This window comes from Peptoclostridium sp. (genome assembly GCF_009881055.1).
Classification (GTDB): Bacteria; Bacillota; Clostridia; order Peptostreptococcales; family Peptostreptococcaceae; genus Peptoclostridium_A.
Window position 1 is genome coordinate 29,968 of the sequence record NZ_WXFG01000024.1, and the last position, 26,963, is coordinate 56,930.

Genomic DNA, 26,963 nt, shown 5'->3' on the forward strand with positions numbered 1-26,963 from the left:
GTTATTAGCAGTCAATTCTCCATAGCTTTTATTTTTACAGCTCGAAATCTATTTTTCAAAAATCTGCTTTTCAGTTGTTACTTATACCTGTCTATTATGCTCCTAGCTTGCGCAGCTTTGCCACCCTATCCTCAATCGGAGGGTGTGTACTGAAAAGGTTCGCCACCCTCTGGGCGTTAAGCGGATTCACAATGAACATATGGCTTGCCGCCGGGCTTACCTGCATAGGTATCATTCTCGAGCCTTGATGCAGTTTGAGCAATGCATTTGCAAGACCTCTGCTGCTACCTGCTATTTCGGCGCCTGTGCTGTCTGCAATATACTCGCGCGAACGCGATACAGCCATCTGCACCAACATGGCCGCTAGAGGTCCAAGGATTATAAGAGGAAGTGCAGCTAATCCTCCTTCTTCCTCGTCGCTGCCTGCACCGCCAAACATAAGAGCCCACTGAGCCCAGTTGGCAACCGTAGTAATAACACCGGCCATTACCGCAGCTACAGTGCTTATGAGGACGTCGCGGTTTTTTATGTGAGCCAGTTCATGCGCAAGAACACCCTCCAGTTCTTCCTGATTCAACAAGCTGAGCAGACCCTGAGTTATAGCCACAGCAGAATGCTGCGGATCGCGTCCTGTAGCAAATGCGTTTGGCTGAGGCGACGGTGTAATATAAACTCTCGGCATTGGCAGATCCGCATTTTTCGCCAATCTCTCAACTATTCCATAAAGCTCAGGCGCTTCTTCTTTGTCGACTGGCTGTGCTCCCGTCATTGAAAGCGCAATCTTGTCACTGAACCAGTAGCTTCCGCCGTTCATTACAAGAGCGAATACAAAAGCCATCACCATGCCTGACTGGCCTCCCAATACTCCGCCTATCATTATCACCATAATTGTCAAAATACTCATAAAGAGCATCGTTTTCATTTGGTTTCCAAAATTACTCATATTTTTTTTAATCCTCCAATTGTTCAAAGTTAGTTGCCAAATTAAAGACCACAATTTCATATAGGCGCCTTAAATTTGGGCATCGTTTAAATCATCACTGCATGGTATAAACACCCTAACCTTCGACACTCGTTTTTCTTCAACTTCCTCAATTTTAAATACAAATCCGGCGAACTCAACATCCGGGTTTTCACCTTTTTCAGGTATCATTCCAAGCTGCCCTATTATGAAACCGCTTAAAGTTTCATGTTCCTCTGTAGGCAGTTCCACCCCAAGATATTCGCCTACATCGTCCAAACTGGCCGAGCCATTTATAACAACTGTATTGTCGTCTATTCTTTCAAAATCTTTTTCTTCTTCATCGTCTTCGTCAAAAATATTGCCTACAATCTCCTCCATCAGATCCTCTAATGTCACAATCCCAGCAGTTCCGCCGTATTCGTCGATAATAACCGCCATATGCATCTTGCTCTTTTGCAGCTCCCTGAAGAGCTCATCTGTACGCTTTGATGCTGGCACAAAATAAGGCTTTCTTGCCATGCTCCTAATATCTATTTTTTCTTTATCTCCATTCTCTGCGATGAATCTCAACAAATCCTTGCCATACAATATGCCAATAATATTATCTATACTGCCTTCAAAAACTGGGATTCTCGAATATCTTTCATTGTTTATAGTGGAAATAACTTCATCGAAGCTTGCAGATTCTTCTAAAGCAACTATATCGACTCTGTGAGTCATTATGTCCTCAACATTTTTATCATTGAACTCGAAAATGTTGTTTATCATCTGTTTTTCAATTTCGTGTATTGTCCCCTTCTCCTCGCCAACTTCTACCAACATACGAATTTCTTCCTCAGTCACTTTGTCGTCCTCAGAATGAGGATCGACGCCAAACATTCTTACGAAAAAATTTGTCGACACAGTCAAAAATTTTACAAACGGCGATGTTACCGTCATGATGAAATTCAATGGCTCTGCCGCAAACATCGATATTTGTTCTGCCTTTTTCATAGCCAGTCTTTTCGGAACAAGCTCCCCAAGTACCAAAGTAAAATATGAAAGGACCAATGTTATAACAAACACAGATATGGCCTTCAACCACTCCTCTGGAATTGGAGCTCCTATGCTCTGTACAAGAGTTACAACCCTGCCAGAGAAGCTTTCCGATGCAAATGCACTCGCCAGGAAACCTGCAAGCGTTATGCCTATTTGAATTGTGGCTAGGAATCTGCTGGGCTCATTCAGAAGCTTTTGCAGCAGTTTAGCCTTCTTGTCCCCTTCCTCAGCCATTAATTTTATTTTATTGTCATTGAGTGTAATCAAAGCGATTTCAGAAGCTGCAAAAAACGCGTTCAGCAAAATCAGTATCATTAAAAACAAAAACTCACTAGTCATTTCCTTTCCTCCAGCCATTAAGTATTTGAAAATAAAAAAAGACACAACAAAACCAACTAAACGGGTTTTATTATGACCTCATGCAATAACGTTTATTCAAATACTTTTTCGTTTTTAACGATACAAAAAAACACGTTGAATTGCAACTTCGTATGTCCTCAGGATTATCATCCATTCTATACTCACCCCCGCTTTCTAAAGAATTATTATATATAAATTTACTATATTATGCCATACTTTGCAAGCAGAAATTCAACCAGCCGCTTTTTAGAGCAGCTGGCTTTCCTTGTTGAAGAACGTCTTGTAGCCAAGCTGAAGCATTGTTATTACAGACAGTGAAACGGCACCGAGTATGCCAAGCATTATGGCTATCTGGTATGCTATGGCTGTAGTCGGAATCGTTCCCGAAAGAATCTGGCCTGTCATCATTCCAGGCAAAAACACAATGCCCATTCCAACCATAGAATTGATTGTTGGGAGTATTGCCGCATCGAATGTCCTGTTTACAATTTCCCTCGCTGCAGCCTCTGGCGTTGCCCCGAGTATTAACGCTTCTTCAACCATGTATCTTTTGGAAGTCATGCCCTCCGTAAGCGAGTTCACTCCCAACGAAATCCCTGTCATAGAATTGCCTATGAACATACCTGCAATAGGAATAAAATATTGCGGATTGTACCAGGGTGATATTCGCACAATGATGAACAGGAAATACAAAAGGCATGAAACCGTTCCTACAACAAGCGAAACAGCGATTACCCTCTTCAGCGAATCCGATACACGCCCCTTGAATTTCTTAAAAACCGTATGTACTGCAAAAATTTCCATAAGCACAATTATGCCGACTGTCATAAGCGGATCCGGACGCTTGAATATATAAAGCAGTACATAACCTGTCAAAATTAGCTGCAGCGTCATCCTTATCGAGGATATCATAATTTCTCTTTCCCTCTTGATGCCTCGGATTTTTACGACAAAAAGCACAAATGCTACGAAAACATATGCTGCAAGCACCTGAGCAAAAGACAGATTGACAGCTCCCCCAGTCATTATAATCCCTCCAATGCACATACGCCGTTTGACACTTTGAAAACAACGTCAGAATATTTTTGTGCCACGCTTCTTGAGTGGGTGACCATGACAAGCGTCTTGTTGTTGCGCCTTACATAGTCGGTTATCATGTCAATTATCAGGCCCTCAGTATGGTCGTCAAGTGCCGAAGACGGCTCGTCTAGCAGATATACCGGCGAATCCAGCAGGAGTATCCTCCCTAGTGCAAGCCTTTGCCTTTCCCCTCCCGAGAGCCTGTCCACGGGCTCTTCAAGCGCCTTTTTAAGGCTTACCTGCTCTAGCACTCTTTTTAAGGCGCTGTCGTCCGGCATTGGCCTGTTCTGGAAATTCAGTCCTGCAACCAGATTGTCTTTTATGCTTCCGTCAAAAACTACCGGATTCTGAGAGAGCATAGTCACCTGCCTGCGATGGTCTACTGAATCTATTTTGCTGAGCTCACGCCCCTCGTAGAGTATCTCGCCCTGTGTCGGCGAAATCATCTTGTTGAGCATTTTGAGTATAGTTGTCTTCCCGCCTCCACTCTCGCCAACAAGCGTAGTCACTTTGCCTTTTTCTATTGTTCCACCTGGTATATGAACTATGCCCTTGTATTTAACATCCTTGAATTCAAACATTGTCTACCTCTTTTCCGTTCCAGTAATCAGCATCTATTATTAATTCACTCTGCAGCTGTAAATATTTCTAAGAACGCATCAACAGCTCGCTTTTAAGTGTTTTGCTTAAATTCAGTATCAGAATCGAAATTACCATAGTCAGTATCGCGACAAGCCAGAGTGTTTTAATACCCAAAACGAACTTTAATACATGCACAATGAAAAAGTGAATCAGGTATATTCCAAAGCTACGCTGGCTTATATATAACAAAACGTCCTTGCCCGGCATTTTTTCCTTTTGATAGAGTGCAATAATCAGCAAAGTCATTCCAATTGCAAGAGGAAACAGGCTCGCTCGGTTATAGAAGTACCCTGTCCTGCCCGTAAGATACGGCAGCAGCGTTCCAATTGCAGCCAAAGCAGTAGAAATCATGACTGCGGCATTTCTATTCTCCCTGATATATTTAAACAGTCTTGGCGATTCGGCCGCAAGCATGCCCAGAGCCACAAAACCCCACCACTTGAGTGGATTTATGCCGCTGTATGTGATAATCCTTATCCCCGAGAAGCGCTGAATTTCAAGGATTGTGCATAATGCAAAGTTGCTTATTACCATAAACCACATAAAATACTTCATATAAAGCTTGGGCAGCATGTAAAGAAGCGGTATCGTAAGCGCAAATATCATGTAGTGAATTACATAGTAAAGATGGACTGCCGTTTCCCCAAGCAGCACGTCCGAAAATGTGAACGCCTTGCCATCATAATAATAAAAGTAAACTCCGTATGCCAACGAATAAAATAGGAATGGGATATATATTTTTTTAAACTTGCCTATGGCCGAATCAAGCCATGGCTTGAGCGCCGACCTGCCCATATAAAAGCCCTGCACCATGAAAAACGCCGGTACAGCCCATCTTCCAATTTCACCTATAAAAACATCCACATACTCCTTGCCCCTGAAAACATGCAGAAACACAACCGTTATGCACGCAAATCCTTTCAGTGCATCAATCTCATAATCACGTTTTTTCTCCATAATCCACTCCGTAATAGTATCTTTTCTCCTTATTTTAATACAAAACAAGCATATGTATAGCTATTTTATTAAAGAAAAACTGGCGGAGGATGAATTGTCCCCGCCAGCTATTATTTAGTCCTGTTATATATCGCGCAACATTACTCTCCAAGTTCAAAAGGCTTGAGGAGCTTATCGACCTGCTGCGGCTTGCCGCTCTCATCTTTAACCTCGACCTTTGCAAACACCCAACCTTCCACCTTTTCAGGGTCGGCCCCGGCTTCCATGAACGGCTCCGGATTCAAGACGAACACAATATCCTTGTCGTTAACGGCCATATCCTTGGCCCACTCAAACATGTTTCCATTGCCCATGGCAATCCCATAATGGTCAAGCTTTTCGTGGTATCCTATTGCCTCTCGGTTCGTTTTTACCACCTGCTTGAACGTGTCTATAGCAGTAGGTTCTCCGCTGTAGCTGAATTCTTCTGAGCCCAGCTCGCCAATCACCCTCAGATTCCCTGCACTTTCATCATACCTATATATCTCAGACGGCAGCTTGTCTGGCTCTAATCCGGCATTTATAAACGGCTCCGCGTCAAACTCCTGCACAACATCTGAATCGCCCGCAAAATCTTTTCCTATTAGGAACCTTTCTCCAGTTGGCGATTTCAGAGCCCAGGCATTGTCTCTCTCGTCAAACTCGACTTTGCTGCCAAGCTTATTCAATACGGATTCGAAAGACGTAACGGACACCTTGGCCACAACATCTGTGGAATTACACGCCGTCAAGGCAAGAACAGTCACAATCGACATTGCAGCAACAATCAATCTTTTCATCATAAAAATCCTCCTATGGTATTTAGTTATTCAAAAGCCTTGAACCTTTTGAGCCTCAATGCGTTTGTCAGCACCGAAACCGAACTGAGCGACATTGCCGCTGCAGCAAATATTGGATTGAGCATGGTTCCCCCAAGCGCATATAGAATTCCAGCCGCAATCGGTATGCCGGCTACGTTGTATGCGAACGCCCAGAATAGGTTCTGTTTTATGTTTCTTATTGTGCTCTTGCTCAGCTTGATGGCTGTAGGCACATCCATGAGGTCACTTCTCATCAGCACTATGTCTGCTGATTCCATGGCAACATCCGTCCCCGAACCTATTGCTATTCCAATGTCGGCCTGCGCAAGCGCAGGTGCGTCGTTGATGCCGTCTCCCACCATGGCTACATTTCTGCCCTCGGCCTGAAGCTTCTTCACCTCGTTTGCCTTGTCCTCAGGCAGAACTTCTGCAAGCACCCTGTCTATACCTACCTGCCTTGCTATGGCTTCGGCAGTTCTCCTATTGTCGCCAGTTATCATGGCTACTTCTATTCCCATGCCGTGGAGTTTTGCTATCGCCCTTGCGCTGCTATCTTTGACTACGTCTGCTACGGCAATTATGCCTGCCATTTTGTTTTCCACAGCCACAAACATGGGGGTCTTTCCTTCCCCTGCAAGCCTGTCAGATTCGCTTTCAAGCCGCCCCAGAGCTATGCCCTTGTCTAGCATGAGCTTTTTATTGCCCAGAAGCAGCGTCTTGCCTTCAACCTGCACCTCTATTCCATGACCCGGTATTGCTGCAAAGCGGTCCAGCTTTATTATGTCCAGATTTTCTTTTTCGGCGCCCCTGACGATAGCCTCACCCAGAGGATGCTCCGAGCTTTTTTCCGCGGATGCAGCCAGCTGGAGGAGCTTCATTTTGTCGATATTATCGCTCGCAACTATGTCCGTAACCTCGGGCTTCCCCTGAGTTATTGTCCCTGTCTTGTCGAATACTATTGTGTCTATCTTGTGCGTCGTCTCCAAAGCCTCTCCGCCTTTTATGAGCACTCCGTGCTCCGCTCCCTTGCCGGTTCCCACCATTATGGCTGTCGGCGTTGCAAGTCCAAGCGCGCAAGGGCACGCGATTACAAGAACAGATATGAATATGGTCAGAGAGAACACAGCAGACTCACCCGATACGTACCACGCCGCTGCCGAGATGACTGCTATTGCAAACACAATGGGCACAAAGTAGCCAGACACCACATCAGCCATCTGGGCAATTGGAGCCTTTGAACCCTGGGCATCCTCTACCATCTTGATTATTTGTGATAATGCCGTATCTCCACCCACCTTTGTTGCCTGGAACACTATAGAACCGTTCTTGTTTATGCTTGCGCCTATAACATTGTCTCCGGCCTTTTTTTCCACAGGTATGCTCTCACCCGTAAGCATAGACTCGTCCACAAAGGTGAAGCCTTCAATCACGATTCCATCCACAGGTATCTTTTCACCTGGCTTTACCAGAATGATATCTCCAGCTTCAACTTCATCTATGGGCAGTTCTATTTCTTTGTCCCCCTGAATTACTGTGGCTGTCTTCGGAGCCAGACCCATGAGTTTTTTGATTGCCTCTGAGGTCTTGCCCTTTGAGACAGCTTCAAGGGATTTCCCCAGCAATATAAGAGTTATTATCACGCCCGCCGTTTCGAAATATAAATCATTTACATATCTGAAGTCTCCCGCATATATCCTGTATGTAGAATACAGGCTGTAGAGTATCGCTGCAGACGTCCCCATTGCAATAAGAGAATCCATGTTCGGACTTTTTCTCAGTATGGCTTTGAAACCTACCGTATAGAACCTGCTGCCGGCTATGACCACAGGAGTCACAAGCGCTATTTCAACAAGCGCATACAGCAGAGGGTACTGCATCGGATTGAGCCAGGACGGTATTGGCCATTTGAGCCACCAAACCATAGCCCCCATCGCGATGTACAAAAGCGGGATTGAAAATGCCGCCGAAACCGCAAACTTCATCCAGAGCGTCTTGATTTCCTTTTCCTTTCTTTGCTTGTCCTCGTCCACCTGGTCTTTATTATCAATCTCAAGCGCCTTGAATCCTGCGTTAGCTATGGCCTGCTTGATTTCTGAAAGTCTCACCTGCTTTGGTTCGTATTTGACAATTGCTTTTTCAGAAGCAAAATTTACATTTGCCTCTTCTACGCCCTCCAACTTCCCTACAGCTCTTTCAATAGCTCTAGCACAGGCTGCGCATGTCATCCCCGATACGGGTATTGCTACTTCCTTTGATTCCGCTTCATCCACAGGCTCGAATCCCGCCTTGACTACTGCTTCCTTTATATCATCTTCACTTAGCAGCCTCTCATCAAATTTGACAACCATCTTTTCTGTAGCGAAATTTACATTTGCCTCTTCTACGCCCTCCAACTTGCCGACCGTTCTTTCGGCGGCTTTCGCACAGGCTGCTCATGTCATCCCTGCTATTTTGCATTGGTATGTTTTCATTGTAACTGACTCCTTCACTTGGATTTGTCACTGCCACAAGCAAGCTGCAGCATTATACTCATTACCCCTATAGTGTATTCATGTAATCAGTATAAAGCTCTTTTGTGTAAATTTTATGGAGAATTCTTTTTGTTTAGAAAATAATAAGCCGATGCAAATATAGCACCGGCTTAACACTATTTGTATTTCTATGATTTGGGAAGTGTCACAGTAAAAACAGTTCCCTTATTGAGCTTGCTTTCTACTTTTATTGTTCCGTTGTGGGCGATTATAATAGCCTTGGTTATGGCCAGACCTAAACCTCTCCCTCCTGTCTCCTTGTTCCTTGATTTATCCGCTCTGTATAATCTCTCAAATATGAACGGCCTGTCTTCTTCAGAAATGCCGCTGCCACTGTCTCTTATGCTTATTATCACTTTGTCGGAAATCTCTTCTGCCGTCATTACTATCCTTCCGCCTTCGCCAGTATGCCTTATGGCATTTGACAGCAGATTGAGAATTACCTGGCTTATTTTATCCTTGTCGGCTTTTATGGTCACATCACCGCCTTCATATACCATTTCTATGCCCTTGCTTATGTGCTCGTGTTCAAACTTCTTGATCATCTGCTTCATCAGGGATGACAAATCAAATTCGGCTTTGTTAAGCAGTATATTTTCTCCCTCGAATCTTGAGAGCTTTTCAATATCTCCCACCATTCTCTGTATCCTCATAATCTCATCATAGCATGCATTCATCCGCTCATTATCGGCAGCCCATACGCCGTCTATCATACCTTCCATATGCACTTGGAGTATTGAAAGTGGAGTTCTGAGTTCATGTGCCATGTCCGCGGTGAGCCTTTTCCTGAGATTTTCCTGTTTTTCCAACGTTTCAGCCATATTGTTGACTGTTTCAATCAATTCATTGATTTCTTTAGTATTGCTTTTTTCAAGGCTCCTGTGCTTGAATTCGCCCTTTGATATCATCCTGGCCGTGTTGATTACTCTTGATATGGGCCTTGTCAATCTTCCAGATATTACAGTGCCAAAAATAAACGCCAAAATCAGGCTAAGAAGGCCGACATACACTAGCGACTTGTTCAAGTCAGTTATAAACGCCAGGTCTCTGTCATCGAAATAGAAAGGCCCATAGTATCCTATTTTTACTGCTCCCACCTTTTTTGATCCTGTAACTATGCTATAACTCTTTTCAACATAACTGCCCTGCCAGTCATGGTACTTGCTTGTCATATTTTCAGACATATGCTCAATTATTTGTTCGCACATGCCATTGTTGTATTCCCTTGCATCCCACAGCAGGTTATTGTTTGCATCTTCTACCCTTATTATGAGTCCCTGCTTGAGCGCGTCCGCTCCTATGCTTTCAATAATTTCAGGATTCTGTGATGTGCCGAGAAAATACTGGCGCTCAATCCGTGAGACGATTTCATTGCTTTTTTGCTCCGTATTCTTGATTACGTATTCCTTGAACTGCCTTTCCATGAACACGTTTAATACCAAACTGATAAGCCCTATGCATATTAAGGCAATTGAAACGTGGGAAATCCACAGCTTCGCTTTAAGGCTGTATTTCATGCTTGCTCACCGCCGAATTTATAGCCGACTCCATGCACAGTCAAAATATACCGGGGTGATTTTGTATCAGTCTCAAGCTTTCGCCTTATGTTTTTTATATGCGAATCCACGCCTCTGTCATAACCGTCGTATGCTTCTCCCATAGCCAGCTTTATCAATTCGTCCCTTGTGAACACTTTCCTAGGATGCTTCGCCATGGTGATGACTATCTTGTACTCGTTTGATGTCAAATGTATCAACTCACCATTTTTCCAGATTTCATGCTTCTGTTTGTCTATAACCAAGTCTCCGTCATTGAAAGAAAGCTTTTCACCAGTAAACCCAGTGTCATTTGCGCTTCTTCTCAGCAGAGCCTGAATTCTTGCAACAAGTCGCCTTGGACTGAACGGTTTTGTGATATAGTCATCGGCGCCAATCTCCAAACCTTTTAATATATCTTCCTCTTCAACCTTTGCAGTCAGCATTATTATAGGCACCCTGGATGTTTTCCTTATAGTCATGCAGACCTCTTCACCAGCCATGTCGGGAAGCATCAAGTCAAGCAGTACCAAAGACGGCTTTTCTTTTTCGAACATATATAACGCATCCTTGCCGCTATATGCTTCAAGAACATTGTAGCCAAAGCTCATAAGATACGGCTTGAGCGCCTCCACAAGTCTTACTTCGTCGTCAACTAGCAGTATACTGATATCTTTATTCTGCACCATATCACTCCCTATGCGTTTCCTTTACTGTATGCAGCACGGAGGCACATCGTTTTCGCCCGGGCCTGCAGCAGCCTTATTCACCTCTTGTTCCGAAATATCATCTAAGGAAGGTACTACAGTGATGCTGCTTCTTATCATGCCCATCCAGCATGAGTATGGAAAAGTCCCGTCCTCGGTAGGCGTAAATTCGATGATGTTGTCGCCGGGTACAAGCTGCTTTTGAATTCCGAACTCCGGAACCTGCAAAGCTCCGTTGCAGCCGTTTATGTCTTCTTCCGCTGCCCGTATATTGAATCTGACCTTTATGCCTTTTTGCACAATTATCGGCTCATAGTAGCTGCTCTGGAGGTCTATCGTAACTTCCTGCACATCTCCATTTAGAGCCGCCACAGCTCCTGATGATTCCACGTTTTCAGAATTTACACCTGGAAATGCCATAGATACTCCAGACAGACTTAGGCCCCTGCCCATCATCACAAGCCCCAGAATCACAACAAGCGCGGCGCCTACTTTAATCATTTTGTTCGTTAATTTCCTGCTGAGCATTGTGCTTACAGCACCGAGACCGAACATAAGCGGCACAGTACCAAGACTGAATGCCAGCATTGACATTGCACCCGAAACTAAACTTCCTGTTCCCAGCGCATACAGCTGCATCGACTGTAAAGGACCGCACGGCATAAAGCCGCTCAGCAATCCAATATAAAAAGGGCCCTTGCCCGTTCTGCCTTCTGCAACATTATTGGCTAAAAAACGAGGCATTCTGGGTACAAACCTTCTCGCCCAAGGCGCTATACCCAGCATGTTGAGCCCCATTATCACCATGAATAGGCCGGCAAGCACAGCCACAATACCTTTTGCATGCCCTGAAAAACTAACTACCGAACCAAGCGCTCCTACAATCCCACCTATTACAGTATATGAGACTACTCTGCCAAGATTGTAAAGCAGACTCGGCTTTAGTTTTGAAAATCCAGAATATGATTCCTCCACCTGTACTGCACACTGAGAAACATTGATACCTCCGCACATTGCCACGCAGTGCAATGATGTCAAAGCACCCACTAAAAACAATATACCATACCCCATTGACTGGTCAACCTCAGGAATGAAATTAAAGCCCACAGTGCTTTTTATTATCATATATACTGCCAAAACGACAATTCCAATTCCGAGCACCTGATTTGTTGAGAGCTTTCCTGTATCCATCTCGCCAGCCATACCATTTTTCACAGAATATCCCTCAGCCTCTATGGCGTTTTTTATTGCGTCCAGCGTCACAGTTTCTTCATCAAATGCCACAGTGACATTTGATTTGGAATTGTCCGCCCTTACTTTTTTTACACCGTCCATTTTTTTCAGTGCGCGTTCTATTCTCATTTCACATGACGAACAGGTCATTCCATATACAACAATAGTTCTGCTATTTAATTTTTCTCCCATAAGAAACCACTCCCTGATGATCTTAGTTATACAATAAGACATATGATAGCAATCTATTGTGTAAATTTTGTGTATAAAAGATAATTTCACATAAAAATCCAAATAAAAAAAAACGCCCGTTTAGGAGCGCCTGTCAAGCTATTATCCAATTATATCCTTAACCCTGCCTACAATTCCGCTCTCTAGCATAACCTTGATTCCGTGCGGATGAGTCCCTGACTTTGTGAGAATTCTCTGAACCACTCCTTCAGTAAGTTTTCCCGAGCGCTGGTCCTGCTTTTGCACTATTCTGACCCTCATGCCCTGCTTTATATTATCCCTATTGGTACCACTCATAGCTGTTCACTCCTTCTATAATATGCTCTTCATTACCGTTTATCCTAAAAATCATATATCTTCCATACTCTCTATTTATAGTATATAATAATCTGTGGCTTAAAAACTGATTTTACAAATAAATTCAATTATTCAACAGAATTTTTGTTTTAGTAGTTAGGAAAAATAATTCAATACGGGAGAAAACATGAGAAATATAAAAATGTCGCTTCAGTTCGACGGAACGAGATACTCTGGCTGGCAGAGGCTTGGAGATAATGACAATACAATCCAGGGAAAGCTGGAGGACCTGCTAAGCAGAATGACGGAAGAGGAAATAAATGTGATTGGCTGCTCGAGAACCGACAAGGGCGTTCACGCCAAGGCCTTAATATGCAACTTTTTCACTGAGTCAACAATGAAAACTTCAGAAATGTTTGCTTATATCAACAACTATCTGCCAGAGGACATACGTGTAACATATTTGGCCGACGCAGCCGAAAAATTCCACTCAAGACACAACGCCAGCACAAAAACCTATCTATATACTATAGACAACGGAGCATACTGCGACGTATTCACAAGAAAATTCTCAAGCTATGTCAAGGGCAAGGTTGACACACAGCTCATGGAAAAAGCTGCAGAATATCTGACAGGCACACATGATTTCGACGCATTCACTACAATGAAGTCAAAAAAGAAAAGCTGCATAAGGACAATAAACAGCATATCAATAACCAGAAAAGGCAACGGCATATATATAACTTACACTGGAGACGGCTTCCTCCACAACATGATAAGGATAATCACCGGAACGCTGCTAAGAGTAGGAACAGGAGAGCTCAAACCAGAGGACGTCGCAAGAATTCTCGAGTCCAAGGACAGGAGCCTGGCTGGCCCAATGGCAGAATCTAAAGGACTTTGCCTGGTCCAGGTAGACTACAACTAGGAATGATATGGCTGCATAAAAGCATGCCGCCAAATACAAAAGGCTGTCTCGAGCATGAACTACAATCTGCTCGAGACAGCCTTTATATTTTTATATATTGTATATTCTATTCATTCAAAAGATTAGCCATTTCAAGCAGCTTGAACACCAAGCTAATGAATATTGCAACAACAGTCGCAAGCGCCATTCCCTGAAGTGAAACTGTAGCAAATTTAACTGAAGCTCCTGAAAGACCTATTATAAGGACAACTGCCGTTAAGATCAGGTTCTTAGGCTTTGAATAGTCAACCTTCTCTTCCACAAGCATTCTTATACCCGATGCAGCTATTACTCCAAACAGCAGCAGCGAGACGCCTCCCATTACGGGCTGAGGTATCGTAGTTATTGCAGCCGAGAACTTTCCAAAGAATGCAAGCAGCATTGAAATCACTGCAGCTCCTCCAATTACCCATACACTGAATACCTTTGTTATGGCAAGCACACCTATGTTTTCTCCGTAGGTTGTAGAAGGCACAGAACCGAAGAATCCTGAAATCACCGTCATAACACCGTTTCCAAGCAGCGACCTGTCCAGTCCCGGGTCTTTTACAAGATCCTTGCCAACTATATTTCCTGTTACAACAAGGTGCCCTATATGCTCAGCTATTACAACAAGAGAAGCTGGCAATATAGTGAGTATGGCTCCAATTTCAAATACTGGTTTGTAAATAGTCGGAGTTGATATTATAGCAGCTGCTTGAATAGCATTCGTATCTACGATTCCAAGAGCTAAAGCAAGTGCATAGCCTGAAATAACACCTATAAGTATAGGTATTATCGCCATAAATCCTCTGAATGCCACAGAACCGATTATTACAACTGACAAAGTAACTATTGATACCATTAAAACCTTTGGATTCATGAACAGGGAAGGGTTGTTTTCATCGTATACGAATCCTGCCATTTTTGCTGCTACAGGGGCCAGCTCCAATCCTATTATGGCAACTATGGCACCCATTGCCGCCGGAGGGAAAACTACATCAACCCACTTGGTTCCGAATAGTTTAATTAAAAATGCCACTAGCACAAAAACTAATCCTGAAGCTATGAATCCTCCTAGAGCTGCATTGTATGAACTTGATTTAAGCACTATAAATACCGGAGCCAAAAAAGCAAAGCTACTTCCCAGAAATGCGGGTATTTTTCCCTTTGTTATTATGAAGTATATTATTGTTCCAAGTCCGTTGAAAAACAGCACAGTTGCAGGGTCTATCCCAAACAGCATAGGAACAAGCACTGAAGCTCCAAACATCGCAAACAGGTGCTGAAAACTCAGCGGCAAGCTTTGAATGAGCGGCGGTCTTTCGTCAATTCCGATAGTTCTTTTATTAGACATACTCCCTCCAGATATTTAAATTTTTATACAAACGAATTAATTCTAGCATATTAAAAAGAATATATCAACCAAAATAAAATAACTGCCAAAAATAAAGTGAGCCCTGACTACACAAGGCTCACTTATGTGGATATCGACATATACTATCGTATTTTAAGATCCCAGCAAAATGGAGTGTATCTCAACGCCGTATCTGCGTATCAAGTCCTGCTTTGCCTGCCTGTATGCACTCCTTTGGCCCTTTTGCGTTGTCCTGTCAACATATCGGCGTGCAAGCTCCTCTGTGATGACATCCAGCAGAAGCTCCGCAAGCAACAGGCGCGCCCCATCCTTGAAATGTCCCTGTCCGCTCACATACAGCCTCACTGTCGGAGCCTCAGTATTGATTAGGATCAGACGCTCTTCCGGGCTGTATACAGCCCTTTCCATGTCATTGTTGAGATTGCGCAGCTCATAGCCTCTGAAAAGGTCTACCGAGTTATCCATGTTCCATGGTGCAGGCGGTTTTCCTGACGGATGCCCATAGCCTTTTCCAGATGCATTTTCTGCAATGACAATCTCGCAATACGCCGTGTACGGACCCGAGCTTACACCTATCCTGCCCTTGGCTCCTATCTCCGAGCCGGTTATAGTCCACTCGAAGCGTCCGCTCTCAGGCAGGTCGGAAACGGTCATATCCTCAAAATCAGGCTCAGCCTTTATGCTTTCGGGTAAATCGTACTCAAATGTGAGTATTTCCTGCTCCATGAGCTGGCTGCGGTCTACTATCATGGCAGCATGAAAGGGATGATTGACCTTCCTGTAGTAGAAGGGTGTACTAAAGCGCAGCACAGCTGGCCTTCCAGTGTCAAAGGGCCCGTACCTTCCCGAACCCGGCCCGGGCGGAAGCACTATGCCCAGCTCCTCTACCGCAATCTTGTTCATTTTCTGCAGTACGTGCTCAATCATAATTTGAGTGCGCCTCGATGTGGTAGCATGGTCTATGTGACTGAGCCGCTGCTGCTCCTTTCTTATTGCTTCTGAAATCATGTCGCTTACTGCGTCTGCAAATGCAGCCACGAAAGGCTCCTTGAGATTGAGCCCCGCCCTCTCATCTCCAATGACAGGATGTCCCTTGACCAGCATTTCTGCAAGTCCCGGGCATTCGACAACGCCATGCAGATATTCAGTGCCAAGCTGGTTTTCAAATCGGAAAAACTGACAATCGAATACTGCCGTATCAGAAATTACAAGTAAGCCATTGGTGCGCTCATCGCCCTTTAGAACAAGCTCAGCATTTGGGGCTTTTTTGAGCGTAAGCGTAAAATAGTACTCCTCCCCCTCATATTCAAAAAAACCCCTTGCATCCGGCCCTAAGACAGTCTCGGATTCAGGCTCTTCATATTTAAGAATAAGGGATGAACGCTTTTTCCCTGTGGTATTGAGGTTTGTCAGCTCTACCATTCTCCGCTGCAATACGTCTCTTAGATATATATTGTTTGATATGGCCGTCACTAGTGAGCTGAAATACGGTATGCTTGTTTGCGGATTCTCAACAACTATAGTCACATGGGTGCCATTGGAGCCTTCCGGAATCTTCAAACGCCTGTAATCATCGTCCTCGGCCGTCCTGTCTCCGTCCCAGTCGTCATACATATAGCCACCGGCTTCCGTCCTGAAGAGATCCACTCTCGAGTACTTGCCGTCATGCAGTGATTTTATCCAGCCATGTCCCAGACCGTATATAGCCTGCTTCATTCCGCGCCCAAAATATCCCCTCCCGCCGGCTTCGCCTTGAGCCATTAGGCTGTGGGCTCCCCCATACGAGAGTATCTTGCGTATGCGTTCATATGACATTCCTTCTGCCTCGTCTGTAACTGTTATTATTGCTCCGCTTTGATGTCTCTCGTAGCTTATACTTATTTTTCCGCTGGCCTCTTTCCCCTGCCTCTCAAGACGGGAATAGCTGTCATCGCTGTTTGTAATAAGCTCAACAAGCGCCTTTTCAATTGAGGCAAATCGCCTTGAATCTATGTCTATGACCCTTTGATCTACGGGCAATGCCAATACAGCCATCGGAATCATCCTCCGTGTTTTTTATGGTAGAAGCTATTTTTATTAATTATAGCCATATTCTTCCGTATGCAAGCAGAATTTCAAAATGTCCGAAGATTTTTCACAAAAAAAGCGTTCCAATTCTTCATTTTAAGAATTGAAACGCCCAAATACCACATCTTATATTTATATATTGTACTTATTTTAACTGAGCATCCTACAGGTATGAACAGCAGTAGTCTGTAGTTTCTTTCACGACAAGGCTAAAGCTTGAATTTGCAGGAACCTCAAAGGATTCCCCGCCTTTAATTGTCTGCCATGCATCGTTTCCAGGAAGCTTAACATCAAGGCTTCCCTGAGTGATCTCCATTAGCTCTTTGCTTTCTGTTCCAAACTCATATTCCCCCGGAAGCATTATTCCTAGAGTTTTCTTTTCTCCGTTAGGGAAAAGAACTATTCTGCTTGTAACCTTTCCATCAAAATAAATATTGGCTTTCTTAACTACAGCAACATTTTCGAACTTATCCATTGTCAGACCTCCACATAATTTTGTGCAAATATTATTTAACTACACGCTAAGTATAACACGAAGAAAGCCATGCTGCTTTTTATATATTGGCCAGTGCCTGCTCTATGTCTTCAATTATATCATCTGCATTTTCAAGACCCACCGAAAACCTTATAAGCCCTGGTGTTATCCCGGCAGCCACAAGCTGACTGTCTGTTAGCTGCCTGTGTGTAGAGCTCGCCGGATGAAGCACGCATGTGCGTATGTCAGCAACGTGCACCACATTCGAGGCTAGCTTCAGGCTGTCCATGAACTTGACAGCCAAATCCCTTCCTCCCTTTATGACAAAGGATACAACGCCGCTGCAGCCCTCAGGCAGATATTTTTTGCAAAGCTCGCTGTATTTGCTGCCTTCAAGGCTTGGGTAATTAACCGACTCTATCTTGTCTGATTTACTCAGATACTCAGCCACCCTCTCGGCATTTCTGCAGTGTCTTTCAATCCTAACCGGAAGTGTTTCAAGGCCAAGATTGAGCAAGAAGGCTGCATTCGCTGTCGGATAAGCGCCCATGTCCCTCATTAGCTGCACTCTCGCCTTTGCAATGTACGCTGCTCTTCCGAAATGCTCTGTATAGACGATCCCATGGTATGAATCGTCAGGCTCTGTGAATTCAGGAAATTTGCCGTTTGCCCAATCGAAGTTGCCGCTGTCTATAATGACCCCTCCAAGCTGCACGGCGTGCCCGTCCATATACTTTGAAGTCGAATGCACTACTATGTCCGCCCCGAATTCTATCGGTCTGCAAAGAACAGGAGTGGCAAATGTATTGTCTATTATTAGAGGCACATTATTCTTGTGAGCTATGTTGGCAAATTTCTCAATATCAAGCACCGAAAGCGCCGGATTGGCGATTGTCTCTCCAAAAACAGCTTTTGTGTTCGGCTTGAAAAGCTTCTGAAGCTCCTCCTCTGAAGCCTCCTGGTCCACAAATGTACACTCAATTCCGAATCTTTTCAGCGTCACAGAAAGCAGGTTTATAGTTCCTCCATATATTGTTGAGGCGCTTATGATGTGGTCTCCCGCCTTTGCTAAATTCATAATGCTTATGAAGGATGCCGCCTGACCTGATGAGGTGCAGAGCGCCCCAACTCCACCTTCAAGCGCCGCAATCTTATCCTCAACAGCCCCTACAGTAGGATTCGAAATACGTGAATACATATGTCCCTCAGCAGTAAGGTCAAAAAGCTTTCCTATATGTTCAGTCGAATCATAAACATAAGTCGTGCTCTGATATATCGGAAGCGCTATAGGCTCCCCGTTCCCCGGATGATATCCTTCATGCAGACACTTGGTTTCAATTTTCATATAAAGTCGTCCTCCCTTGTTTTCCTTCTTTTTTTTATTTTTTCATTCTCTAACCCTTTGTATCGTTATTATTTATTTGAATTTTCTAAATACTATCTGATTATACCATTTTTTAGCCAGCCTTGTTTCACATACTTCCAGAAAAATGAATATACCACACGAAAAAGCCGTATCGAATGTAATATTCTATACGGCTTAAGCTGTCTATTTGTTGGATTTCATTTCATTCTCTGTCAATAGGTCAACATAGGCGTTTTTAAGCTGCTCTTCATTTTCGCAGCCTTGCTGGTAATACCAATATTTCACCTTTTCCTCGATTTCCGCGTCAGTGCCCTCACTCTTATACGGATATACTGCTATGAGCTTTCCGGTTTCCCTGTCTCTTAGCCCTAGCTTTTCAACTCCTGCGAATTTGCCCATCAAAACCCCTCCTCTTTTTTCATTTATAGTTTTATACCCTTTCTCTCCTATTTTATGCATACTGCCTCGTGTTCATTTGCTTATTGTATCAGCGTTAGTTTTTATATTTGCATGATGGGTATAATAATGATGCATATCAAGGAAGGCGGTTTTTTAGATTAGATTCCGCATAACAGACTTGTGGCCTATTGATGGACTTAATCGTTGCAAGGCTCTTATGTTATTGCCAAAATAAACATAAGTGCCATTCCAACCACTGAGAATATAGCTATATTGACTGATGTGAAATATTGAAAATATTCTTGTCTTGGATATTCCTTCACATAAAGCTTCCAAGAAATCAAATTAGCAAGAGATGCAATAAGAGTGCCCATTCCTCCAAGAGACACACCAAGCAGTATAGGTCTTACATCAGGAGCAAAGGGAGAAAAAACTATCGCACTAGGGACATTGCTTATAAGCTGTGAGCCGATAGCAGAAATCCACATTGCATAGACTTGATTTTGCAGATGGCTGCTTACCATATCCCTAAGTCCATCCATCGCCAGCAAATTGTCAACGAGGAGAAAAAACAGTACAAATGTAGCCAGCAAAAAATAATCAAGCTGCAACAATAGCCTGCGATTTAAGAATAGCATCGCTATAAATATAATGCACGTGACGACTTGCCAGGGCAATATGTGCAGAATAGACAATATGGCCATGGTGAAAAGTCCAATATATGCGTATACCCTGGATTTCGACTTTATCGCAACCTTTTCAAGCTGGAACTCAATTCTGTCCTTTGAGCAGCCAAGAGCCGTAAAGCAAAGGGCTATCGACGCAAGAGCCACAAACTGAATGGATATTTCAAGAAATGAAAGCAAATTCATGTCGAAATAATTGAAAAGGAATATATTCTGGGGATTGCCAAATGGAGTAAGGCTGCTGCCTACATTAGCGCCCACCGTTTCCAGCGCTACGAGCTTGAAGGGATTAAATTTTCCGAGCCTTCCGATAAGCACTGTTATTGGCACTAATGTCAGCAGCGCCACATCATTTGTCATCAACATTGAGATTCCCATTGCTGTTGCTATAAGAGCAAATGCCAGAGAGCGCTCGTTATGGAATCGTCTACTTATCTGGCTTGCAACATAGTCAAGGAAAAATTCGCTTTCAAGAGCCACAGCAACAGCCATGAGATTCCAGAGTGCGGCAATAACCCTCCAATCAATGGAGTCCGCTGAAGGAATCCTAAATATCATGGATATACCAAGCAAAACCATTAATATAAAAAATAAAATTTCTTCATATAACTTATTAAAAAAAGATTGCAACATTAATCTAATACTCCTATTATTATTTTTAGTGGAAATTTGGGATACAAAATGCAGACCCCCTTATTTCTATACCACAATGACGCATACCTGTAAATAACGAGGTTTTCACGGTATTGAATTGCTCATTAAAAATACAGTTTTTTTCTGAATATTTTTTAATATTTAATTTCATTTGTTCAGTATATTTGATAGAATTTGATATAATAAATAGTTAGATATTTAGCTTGCTAAAACATTAAACAAACAAATAGCATAATATTTGAATAGGAGGCGAACTATGCCAAAGAGATCTGATATCAACAAAATCCTGATTATCGGTTCAGGGCCTATCATCATCGGACAGGCTTGCGAATTTGACTATTCTGGAACACAAGCCTGCAAGGCTTTGAGAAATTTGGGCTACAAGATAGTTCTTGTAAATTCCAACCCAGCCACAATAATGACAGACCCAGAAACGGCCGATGTAACTTATATCGAACCGCTTAATGTGAAAAGGCTCACAGAAATAATCGCAAAGGAAAGACCTGACGCTGTGCTTCCAAACCTTGGAGGACAGTCTGCTCTTAACCTGTGCTCTGAGCTGAGCGAGGCTGGTGTTCTTGAAGAATACGGCGTTAAGGTTATAGGCGTTCAAATTGACGCAATAGAAAGAGGCGAAGACCGTATAGCTTTCAAAGAGGCTATGAACAGACTTGGAATTGAAATGCCTCGCAGTATGCCCGCCTACAGCGTTGAGGAGGCAGAAGGCATAGCTCAGGAGCTTGGATTCCCTGTTGTAATTCGTCCTGCCTATACAATGGGCGGTACAGGCGGCGGTCTTGTGTATAATGTTGAAGAGCTAAGGACTATAGCTAGCCGCGGAATCGCAGCCAGCATGGTTGGACAGATACTCGTAGAGGAGTCTGTACTTGGCTGGGAGGAGCTCGAGCTAGAGGTTGTAAGAGACTCCAAAAACAAGATGATAACTGTATGCTTCATAGAAAACATAGATGCAGTAGGTGTACACACAGGCGACTCATTCTGCTCCGCTCCTATGCTTACAATAAGCCAGGAGCTTCAGGATCGTCTTCAAAAGTACGCATATTCAGTAGTTGAGGAAATAGAGGTAATAGGCGGAACCAACGTACAGTTTGCACACGACCCTAAGACTGGCCGTGTCGTAATAATAGAAATAAATCCTCGTACCTCACGTTCGTCAGCACTAGCTTCAAAGGCTACTGGATTCCCAATAGCCCTAATATCTGCAATGCTTGCTGCAGGCCTTACACTTGATGAAATCCCTTACTGGAAGGAAGGCACTCTTGACAAGTACAAACCTTCTGGCGACTATGTGGTAATCAAGTTCGCACGTTGGGCATTCGAGAAGTTCCCTGGAGCGGTTGACCGTCTTGGAACTCAGATGCGTGCGGTAGGCGAGGTTATGAGCATTGGAAAGAACTACAAGGAAGCCCTTCAAAAGGCTATACGTTCACTGGAGATAGGCCGTTACGGCATGGGCTTTGCAAAGGACTTCAACAGCCGTTCACTAGAAGACCTTATGTCAATGCTTTCAGAGGCAACAAGCGAGCGCCAGTTCGTACTTTACGAGGCTTTGCGTAAAGGCGCTGACATAGATCAGCTTTACAAGCTGACACACATAAAGCCATGGTTCCTTGAGCAGATGAAGGAACTTGTAATGCTTGAAGAAGAGATACTAAAGCACAAGGGCTCAAAGCTTCCGGATTCTCTTATGGTTGAAGCCAAGAAGAGCGGATTCGCTGACCGTTATCTTGCTATGCTGCTTGGTGTTTCTGAAACAGAAATTCGCCAGCACAGAACAAGCCTTGGCGTAGTTGAAGGCTGGGAGGCAGTGCCTGTAAGCGGTGTTGAAGACGCTTCCTACTACTTCTCAACATACAATGCGCCAGACACAACAACAACTAGCGACAAGCCTAAGGTAATGATACTAGGCGGAGGACCTAACCGTATAGGACAGGGAATAGAGTTCGACTACTGCTGCGTTCATACTGCTTTCGCACTTCGCGATCTTGGATATGAGACTGTAATAGTTAACTGCAACCCTGAAACGGTTTCAACAGACTACGATACATCAGACAAGCTATACTTTGAGCCTCTTACCGTTGAAGATGTGCTAAGCATATACGAAAAAGAGAAGCCTCTTGGCGTTATAGTACAGTTCGGCGGCCAGACTCCTCTAAACATTGCCGAAGAGCTTGAGCAGGCAGGAGTTAAAATACTGGGCACTACTCCGGCGACTATAGACCTTGCCGAAGACCGCGACCAGTTCCGTGCGATAATGGAAAAACTTGAAATACCAATGCCTGAATCAGGAATGGCTGTAAACGTGGATGAGGCTGTTGAAATAGCCAATAGAATAGGCTATCCTCTAATGGTTAGACCTTCCTACGTTCTTGGAGGACGCGGAATGGAAATCGTGCATGACGAGGATATGCTGCGTCAGTACATGGCTGCCGCTGTGGGCGTGACTCCTGACAGACCTATACTGATAGACAGATTCCTAAACAATGCTATAGAGGCAGAGGCAGATGCCATATCAACAGGAGCTGACGCTTTTGTTCCTGCCGTTATGGAGCACATAGAGCTAGCGGGAATCCACTCTGGAGACTCGGCGTGCGTGATTCCGCCAACTAGCATACCGCAAAAGCATCTTGATACGATAGTAGAATATACTAAGAAGATAGCCAAGGAAATGAACGTTATAGGCCTTATGAACATGCAGTACGCAATAGCCGATGAAAAGGTATACGTTCTGGAAGCCAATCCAAGAGCCTCAAGAACTGTCCCTCTGGTATCAAAGGTGTGCAACGTTTCTATGGCGCGTATAGCGACAGAGATAATGATGGCTGCTTATTCTGGCAAAGATTACCCTTTAGGCAATCTGAAGAACAAGAAAATAAACCACTATGGAGTTAAGGAAGCCGTGTTCCCATTCAACATGTTCCCAGAGGTTGACCCTGTTCTTGGACCTGAGATGCGCTCTACAGGAGAGGTTCTAGGACTTGCCGATTCCTTCGGACTGGCATTCTACAAGTCTCAGGAGGCAGCTCAGTCAACTCTTCCAACATCGGGCACAGTGCTTATAAGCGTAACTGACCAAGATAAGGCAGCTGCTCTAGAGGTTGCAAAGGAGTTCGCTCAAATGGGCTTCACAATAAAAGCTACTGAAGGGACTAACAAATTCTTGCAGGAAAACGGCGTTAAGTCGGAGCAAATAAACAAGCTTCAAGAAGGACGTCCAAATATAGTAGACGCCATAACAAACAGAGAAATCAACATGGTTATAAACACTGCCCTTGACAAGCGCAGCCAGGTTGACGATTCATACATCCGCAAGGCTGCCATAAAAGCCAAGATACCGTATATGACTACTATGACAGCAGCTCTTGCCAGCGCAAAAGGCATAGCTGCATATAGATCTGCCGGCTCTGACCATTCTCAGCTAAAATCACTACAGGAATACCACGCTGATATAACAGAGTAAACAAAAAAGACTGACTCGCTTCGGATTTAATCTTCCGACCGAGTCAGTCTTTTTTATATTTAAGAAGTCAGCTTTAACTTCAAGCTACTGACCTGGGGTCTTTATCACCCTTTTTCCCAGACATCTGCTTTTCCTGGGCTTCTATTTCAACCTTCCGAGAAAGGAGCATACCAACAAACGCTAGTATTATGACCATATAGAATATGGAATTATAGTTGCCCATTGCATCCTTTAAAAACCCGGATGCCAGGACGCCTACAACTGCTGCAATTCCGTAAGCCGTAAAAACCACGCCATAGTTCTGACTGTAATGCTTAACCCCATAGAGCCTTGTAGTGGCAGTAGGGGCTATTGACAGCCACCCTCCTAAATTAAGCCAGAACAGGGAAAAGGCTACTGCATATAGGACTGTGCTTTCATCCTTTGCCATAAGCATGAGCGAAGCAGCCATGATTATAAGTCCATAGGACAAGGCCATGGCATTCTTCACCTGGAATCTGTCGGCAACCCATCCAAACAACGGTCTTCCCACACCATTAAAAACAGCAAACAATGATGTAAACAGGGCTACACTGCCGGGATCTATTCCTATCAGTTCTATTCCGACACTACTTGTCATTCCTATCATTATCAGGCCAATCATTGCCCCGATTATAAAACATAAATACATGTTCTTGAAGCTTCTTGTTCTTAGCATGTTTTTTGTGTCAATGCCATGGGATAGCTCTCCAATGCTTGCGGCTCTTCCATTGCCAGACTGAGCCGACGGGTATTCGAAGGGCCATGACAGCAACGGTATCAATATTCCAAATGCAATTCCCAAAATCTGAAAAGAATTCATTATGCCGAATTCCTCTATCAAATATCTGGCTACAGGCGCCGTTATGAACGGTGACAAACCGAATCCTCCAAGGACAAGCCCTACAACTAGTCCCCTCTTTTCAGGAAACCATTTGGCAGCCACAGCCATTGGAACACCATATACTATGCCTACTCCAGCTCCCGTTATTAGCCCGTAGGTTGCAGTCAGGTGATAAATATTTTCCGCAAAGCCAGACAGAGTCCAGCCTAATCCCACCAGCAAGCCTCCAACGATTATTATTGCTCTTGGACTAAACCTGTCTAGATATCTGCCGCTTATAAGCATAAATATTGCATATGATGCCAATGAAACCATGTAGGGGAAGCCGCTCTGTGTCGTTCCTATTCCGAACTTTTCCTCTATTGGAATCCTGAAAATACTCCAGGAATATACAGTGCCAAGACTCATCATTATGACAATTCCAAGTAATATATAAAGCCATTTTTTCATTGATCCAACGCTGTCTTTCTCTATTCTATTCTCCATCTATATACCTCCATCTCATTATAGTTTGTCTTCCAGATCGAATATTACACTTTCTTTTGTCGCTGCTGTAAGCGCCTCAAGCCTGCTTCTAATAGCCGGATATTTAATACTCAGAATTCTGGCTGCAAGTATGCCGGCGTTTTTCGCATTGTTTATTCCGACAGTAGCTACCGGCACGCCTGACGGCATCTGAACTATAGACATAAGCGAGTCCATGCCATCAAGGTGTTTAAGCCTCACAGGCACCCCTATAACAGGCAGTGGCGTAAGTGATGCCGCCATTCCTGGCAGATGGGCGGCACCTCCGGCACCCGCTATGATAACCTCAAGCCCTCTAAGCTGTGCATTTTTAGAGTACTCATAAAGTCTGTCGGGAGTCCTATGGGCCGACACAACCTTTATTTCAAAGGGTATTCCAAACTCGGCCAGTATTGAGGCCGCTGGCTTCATAACCTCCAGGTCCGACTCGCTTCCCATTATAATTCCTACAATTGGAGCTTCTTTATTTTCAGCATTGCTGTGCATTTAAAATCTCCTCCCTGTAATTTTTATGCTTTTTACAGCCTTTTCGCCTTTTGTAAGGGCCTCCTCCATGGAATCGTCCAGGACTGTAATATGGCCTATTTTTTTTAGGTATCCGGATTTCGGTTTGCCGTAAAGGTGCAGGTGACAATCCTCTATGCCCAGCACTTGATCTACTCCATCTATTCTGTAGGCTCCCTCCACATCTCTGTCGCCCAGTATGTTGTACATGACGCAGCTAGCCCTCAGTCTGGCCGATCCCAGGGGCATTCCGGTCATTATCCTGACTAGCTGCTCAAACTGGGATGCCACGCACCCTTCAATGGTGTAATGTCCCGAGTTATGTGGCCTGGGGGCTATTTCGTTTACTAGCACCTGCGAATCGGCTGTTAAAAACAGCTCTATGCAGAATACGCCTATATCTTCCAGGACTGCTGCAACCCTTTCAGCAACATCTTTTATTTTGTTTTCAGCTTCCTTGCTAATTTTCGCAGGAACTGCTGATTTAATTAGTATGCTGTCTTCGTGGGTATTCTCGGCAACCGGGTACAAAGCTGTCCCTTCACTATTTCTGGCCACAATTATTGAAATTTCCTTTACATATTCTACGAATTCCTCAGCCATCAACTCAAAATCACTAACCTCATCATAAATACTTTTTAGGTCGTCTGATTCGGAAATCACTATGTTCCCTTTTCCGTCATATCCTCCCGTACAGAGCTTGAGCACCATTTTGCCGCCGTAATCCTTTAATGCCGCCTCCAGCTCCTGCAGGCTTTCAATGCGCCTGAAATCCGGCACCCCTATACCTGCTCTTTTCAACATGCTCTTTTGCAGATATTTATTGTTAATTTTCATAAGTGTACTAGTGGAAGGCACTACTCTGCAGCCATCTGCTTCAAGCAGTCCCAGAGAATTTGCATCTATATGCTCAAACTCGAATGTAATCACGTCCGTTTTAGCTGCCAATTCCCTCAGTGACATCATATTAGAAAAATCCGCAACAATTTGCTCGTCCGCAACTTGACCGGCCGGTGAATCCGGTGACGGATCAAGCACTACTACTCTGTAACCCATCTGCTTTGCCTCTTGACACAGCATTCGACCCAGCTGGCCCCCTCCTACTATCCCTATGGCTCCAGGCGGAGACAGTCTGGAAATATCTTTATTTTTCATTAGACCACCTCATTCAAAAAAAATGTTAAAGTATTAACGCCAATAAAAAAA

22 protein-coding genes and 1 pseudogene are annotated in these 26,963 nt (G+C 44.0%); 2 read left to right on the forward strand and 21 right to left on the reverse strand.

The features are described from left to right. Positions 1-94 precede the first annotated feature (94 nt). From GT589_RS06255 to GT589_RS06305, 12 genes and pseudogenes are all read right to left on the reverse strand, one after another. Positions 95-886 (reverse strand): zinc metalloprotease HtpX, encoded by a 792-nt coding sequence (locus tag GT589_RS06255; protein WP_330582871.1) that lies wholly within the window; start codon positions 884-886, stop codon positions 95-97. 126 nt (positions 887-1,012) lie between these two features. Further along, on the reverse strand, positions 1,013-2,341 hold the full coding sequence (locus tag GT589_RS06260; RefSeq protein ID WP_293397602.1) for a hemolysin family protein: 1,329 nt from the start codon (positions 2,339-2,341) through the stop codon (positions 1,013-1,015). Between the two features lie 267 nt (positions 2,342-2,608). Then, complete coding sequence (locus GT589_RS06265) at positions 2,609-3,388, reverse strand: ABC transporter permease (protein WP_293397605.1); 780 nt, start codon at positions 3,386-3,388, stop codon at positions 2,609-2,611. Beyond that, a complete protein-coding gene (locus GT589_RS06270) occupies positions 3,388-4,023 on the reverse strand; it encodes an ABC transporter ATP-binding protein (RefSeq protein WP_293397608.1) in 636 nt (211 codons plus the stop codon). Before GT589_RS06270 ends, GT589_RS06265 begins: the two co-directional genes overlap by 1 nt. 67 nt (positions 4,024-4,090) lie before the next feature. Then, a complete protein-coding gene (locus tag GT589_RS06275) occupies positions 4,091-5,041 on the reverse strand; it encodes an acyltransferase (protein ID WP_293397610.1) in 951 nt (316 codons plus the stop codon). A 140-nt stretch (positions 5,042-5,181) separates the two neighbouring features. Then, the gene (locus GT589_RS06280; protein WP_293397613.1) at positions 5,182-5,859 is read right to left on the reverse strand and encodes a hypothetical protein; all 678 of its coding nucleotides are present in this window, start codon (positions 5,857-5,859) and stop codon (positions 5,182-5,184) included. A gap of 26 nt (positions 5,860-5,885) precedes the next feature. Further along, positions 5,886-7,862: a copper-translocating P-type ATPase gene (locus GT589_RS06285; RefSeq protein WP_330582879.1), complete on the reverse strand. Its 1,977-nt coding sequence runs from the start codon at positions 7,860-7,862 to the stop codon at positions 5,886-5,888. A gap of 87 nt (positions 7,863-7,949) precedes the next feature. Then, a pseudogene (locus GT589_RS10115) lies at positions 7,950-8,300 on the reverse strand (copper ion binding protein); the annotation flags it as partial. A 239-nt stretch (positions 8,301-8,539) separates the two neighbouring features. Then, positions 8,540-9,928 (reverse strand): sensor histidine kinase, encoded by a 1,389-nt coding sequence (locus tag GT589_RS06290; protein WP_293397616.1) that lies wholly within the window; start codon positions 9,926-9,928, stop codon positions 8,540-8,542. Beyond that, on the reverse strand, positions 9,925-10,635 hold the full coding sequence (locus GT589_RS06295; protein ID WP_293397619.1) for a response regulator transcription factor: 711 nt from the start codon (positions 10,633-10,635) through the stop codon (positions 9,925-9,927). The genes GT589_RS06290 and GT589_RS06295 overlap by 4 nt, the downstream gene beginning before the upstream one ends. Positions 10,636-10,656: 21 nt before the next feature. Further along, positions 10,657-12,078: an urease accessory protein UreH domain-containing protein gene (locus GT589_RS06300; RefSeq protein ID WP_293397622.1), complete on the reverse strand. Its 1,422-nt coding sequence runs from the start codon at positions 12,076-12,078 to the stop codon at positions 10,657-10,659. A gap of 141 nt (positions 12,079-12,219) precedes the next feature. Then, entirely contained in the window at positions 12,220-12,414 is a 195-nt protein-coding gene (locus tag GT589_RS06305; protein ID WP_293397625.1) for a YwbE family protein, read from the reverse strand. 187 nt (positions 12,415-12,601) lie between these two features. Between GT589_RS06305 and truA the strand changes: the two genes are divergently transcribed. Beyond that, positions 12,602-13,342: a tRNA pseudouridine(38-40) synthase TruA gene (truA, locus tag GT589_RS06310; protein ID WP_293397628.1), complete on the forward strand. Its 741-nt coding sequence runs from the start codon at positions 12,602-12,604 to the stop codon at positions 13,340-13,342. 106 nt (positions 13,343-13,448) lie between these two features. On the opposite strand, the gene uraA is transcribed toward truA, so the two are convergent. From uraA to GT589_RS06340, 6 genes are all read right to left on the reverse strand, one after another. After that, entirely contained in the window at positions 13,449-14,717 is a 1,269-nt protein-coding gene (gene uraA, locus GT589_RS06315; RefSeq protein WP_293397631.1) for a uracil permease, read from the reverse strand. Between the two features lie 153 nt (positions 14,718-14,870). Next, positions 14,871-16,772, reverse strand: coding sequence for an ATP-binding protein (locus GT589_RS06320; RefSeq protein WP_293397634.1), 1,902 nt, complete (start codon positions 16,770-16,772; stop codon positions 14,871-14,873). Positions 16,773-16,968: 196 nt separating this feature from the next. Further along, a complete protein-coding gene (gene ppnP / locus GT589_RS06325; RefSeq protein WP_293397637.1) occupies positions 16,969-17,280 on the reverse strand; it encodes a pyrimidine/purine nucleoside phosphorylase in 312 nt (103 codons plus the stop codon). Positions 17,281-17,359: 79 nt separating this feature from the next. Beyond that, positions 17,360-18,625 (reverse strand): O-acetylhomoserine aminocarboxypropyltransferase/cysteine synthase family protein, encoded by a 1,266-nt coding sequence (locus GT589_RS06330; RefSeq protein WP_293397640.1) that lies wholly within the window; start codon positions 18,623-18,625, stop codon positions 17,360-17,362. A gap of 204 nt (positions 18,626-18,829) precedes the next feature. Continuing rightward, a complete protein-coding gene (locus GT589_RS06335) occupies positions 18,830-19,045 on the reverse strand; it encodes a hypothetical protein (protein WP_293397643.1) in 216 nt (71 codons plus the stop codon). 215 nt (positions 19,046-19,260) lie between these two features. After that, positions 19,261-20,364, reverse strand: coding sequence for an SLC13 family permease (locus tag GT589_RS06340; protein ID WP_330582872.1), 1,104 nt, complete (start codon positions 20,362-20,364; stop codon positions 19,261-19,263). 277 nt (positions 20,365-20,641) lie between these two features. Here GT589_RS06340 and carB point away from each other — a divergent pair, with 277 nt between their 5' ends. Then, positions 20,642-23,866, forward strand: a complete 3,225-nt coding sequence (gene carB, locus GT589_RS06345) for a carbamoyl-phosphate synthase large subunit (RefSeq protein ID WP_293397649.1) — start codon at positions 20,642-20,644, stop codon at positions 23,864-23,866. 79 nt (positions 23,867-23,945) lie between these two features. Here the strand turns inward: carB and GT589_RS06350 are convergent, their stop codons facing one another. The 3 genes from GT589_RS06350 to GT589_RS06360 are packed head-to-tail and all read right to left on the reverse strand — an operon-like array spanning position 23,946 to position 26,912. Beyond that, positions 23,946-25,214: an L-lactate MFS transporter gene (locus GT589_RS06350; RefSeq protein ID WP_293397652.1), complete on the reverse strand. Its 1,269-nt coding sequence runs from the start codon at positions 25,212-25,214 to the stop codon at positions 23,946-23,948. 18 nt (positions 25,215-25,232) lie between these two features. Beyond that, positions 25,233-25,739, reverse strand: a complete 507-nt coding sequence (gene purE / locus GT589_RS06355) for a 5-(carboxyamino)imidazole ribonucleotide mutase (protein ID WP_293397655.1) — start codon at positions 25,737-25,739, stop codon at positions 25,233-25,235. Then, entirely contained in the window at positions 25,740-26,912 is a 1,173-nt protein-coding gene (locus GT589_RS06360) for a 5-(carboxyamino)imidazole ribonucleotide synthase (RefSeq protein ID WP_293397658.1), read from the reverse strand. It lies immediately after the preceding gene. Between the last annotated feature and the right edge of the window lie 51 nt (positions 26,913-26,963).

What these genes read in the sequence shown, in the direction of transcription:
- GT589_RS06255 (WP_330582871.1), bottom strand. Translation starts at nt 886, where the DNA reads ATGGTGATAATGATAGGCGGAGTATTGGGAGGCCAGTCAGGCATGGTG.
- GT589_RS06260 (WP_293397602.1), bottom strand. Translation starts at nt 2,341, where the DNA reads ATGACTAGTGAGTTTTTGTTTTTAATGATACTGATTTTGCTGAACGCG.
- GT589_RS06265 (WP_293397605.1), bottom strand. Translation starts at nt 3,388, where the DNA reads ATGACTGGGGGAGCTGTCAATCTGTCTTTTGCTCAGGTGCTTGCAGCA.
- GT589_RS06270 (WP_293397608.1), bottom strand. Translation starts at nt 4,023, where the DNA reads ATGTTTGAATTCAAGGATGTTAAATACAAGGGCATAGTTCATATACCA.
- GT589_RS06275 (WP_293397610.1), bottom strand. Translation starts at nt 5,041, where the DNA reads ATGGAGAAAAAACGTGATTATGAGATTGATGCACTGAAAGGATTTGCG.
- GT589_RS06280 (WP_293397613.1), bottom strand. Translation starts at nt 5,859, where the DNA reads ATGAAAAGATTGATTGTTGCTGCAATGTCGATTGTGACTGTTCTTGCC.
- GT589_RS06285 (WP_330582879.1), bottom strand. Translation starts at nt 7,862, where the DNA reads ATGAAGTTTGCGGTTTCGGCGGCATTTTCAATCCCGCTTTTGTACATC.
- GT589_RS06290 (WP_293397616.1), bottom strand. Translation starts at nt 9,928, where the DNA reads ATGAAATACAGCCTTAAAGCGAAGCTGTGGATTTCCCACGTTTCAATT.
- GT589_RS06295 (WP_293397619.1), bottom strand. Translation starts at nt 10,635, where the DNA reads ATGGTGCAGAATAAAGATATCAGTATACTGCTAGTTGACGACGAAGTA.
- GT589_RS06300 (WP_293397622.1), bottom strand. Translation starts at nt 12,078, where the DNA reads ATGGGAGAAAAATTAAATAGCAGAACTATTGTTGTATATGGAATGACC.
- GT589_RS06305 (WP_293397625.1), bottom strand. Translation starts at nt 12,414, where the DNA reads ATGAGTGGTACCAATAGGGATAATATAAAGCAGGGCATGAGGGTCAGA.
- truA (WP_293397628.1), top strand. Translation starts at nt 12,602, where the DNA reads ATGAGAAATATAAAAATGTCGCTTCAGTTCGACGGAACGAGATACTCT.
- uraA (WP_293397631.1), bottom strand. Translation starts at nt 14,717, where the DNA reads ATGTCTAATAAAAGAACTATCGGAATTGACGAAAGACCGCCGCTCATT.
- GT589_RS06320 (WP_293397634.1), bottom strand. Translation starts at nt 16,772, where the DNA reads ATGGCTGTATTGGCATTGCCCGTAGATCAAAGGGTCATAGACATAGAT.
- ppnP (WP_293397637.1), bottom strand. Translation starts at nt 17,280, where the DNA reads ATGGATAAGTTCGAAAATGTTGCTGTAGTTAAGAAAGCCAATATTTAT.
- GT589_RS06330 (WP_293397640.1), bottom strand. Translation starts at nt 18,625, where the DNA reads ATGAAAATTGAAACCAAGTGTCTGCATGAAGGATATCATCCGGGGAAC.
- GT589_RS06335 (WP_293397643.1), bottom strand. Translation starts at nt 19,045, where the DNA reads ATGGGCAAATTCGCAGGAGTTGAAAAGCTAGGGCTAAGAGACAGGGAA.
- GT589_RS06340 (WP_330582872.1), bottom strand. Translation starts at nt 20,364, where the DNA reads ATGTTGCAATCTTTTTTTAATAAGTTATATGAAGAAATTTTATTTTTT.
- carB (WP_293397649.1), top strand. Translation starts at nt 20,642, where the DNA reads ATGCCAAAGAGATCTGATATCAACAAAATCCTGATTATCGGTTCAGGG.
- GT589_RS06350 (WP_293397652.1), bottom strand. Translation starts at nt 25,214, where the DNA reads ATGGAGAATAGAATAGAGAAAGACAGCGTTGGATCAATGAAAAAATGG.
- purE (WP_293397655.1), bottom strand. Translation starts at nt 25,739, where the DNA reads ATGCACAGCAATGCTGAAAATAAAGAAGCTCCAATTGTAGGAATTATA.
- GT589_RS06360 (WP_293397658.1), bottom strand. Translation starts at nt 26,912, where the DNA reads ATGAAAAATAAAGATATTTCCAGACTGTCTCCGCCTGGAGCCATAGGG.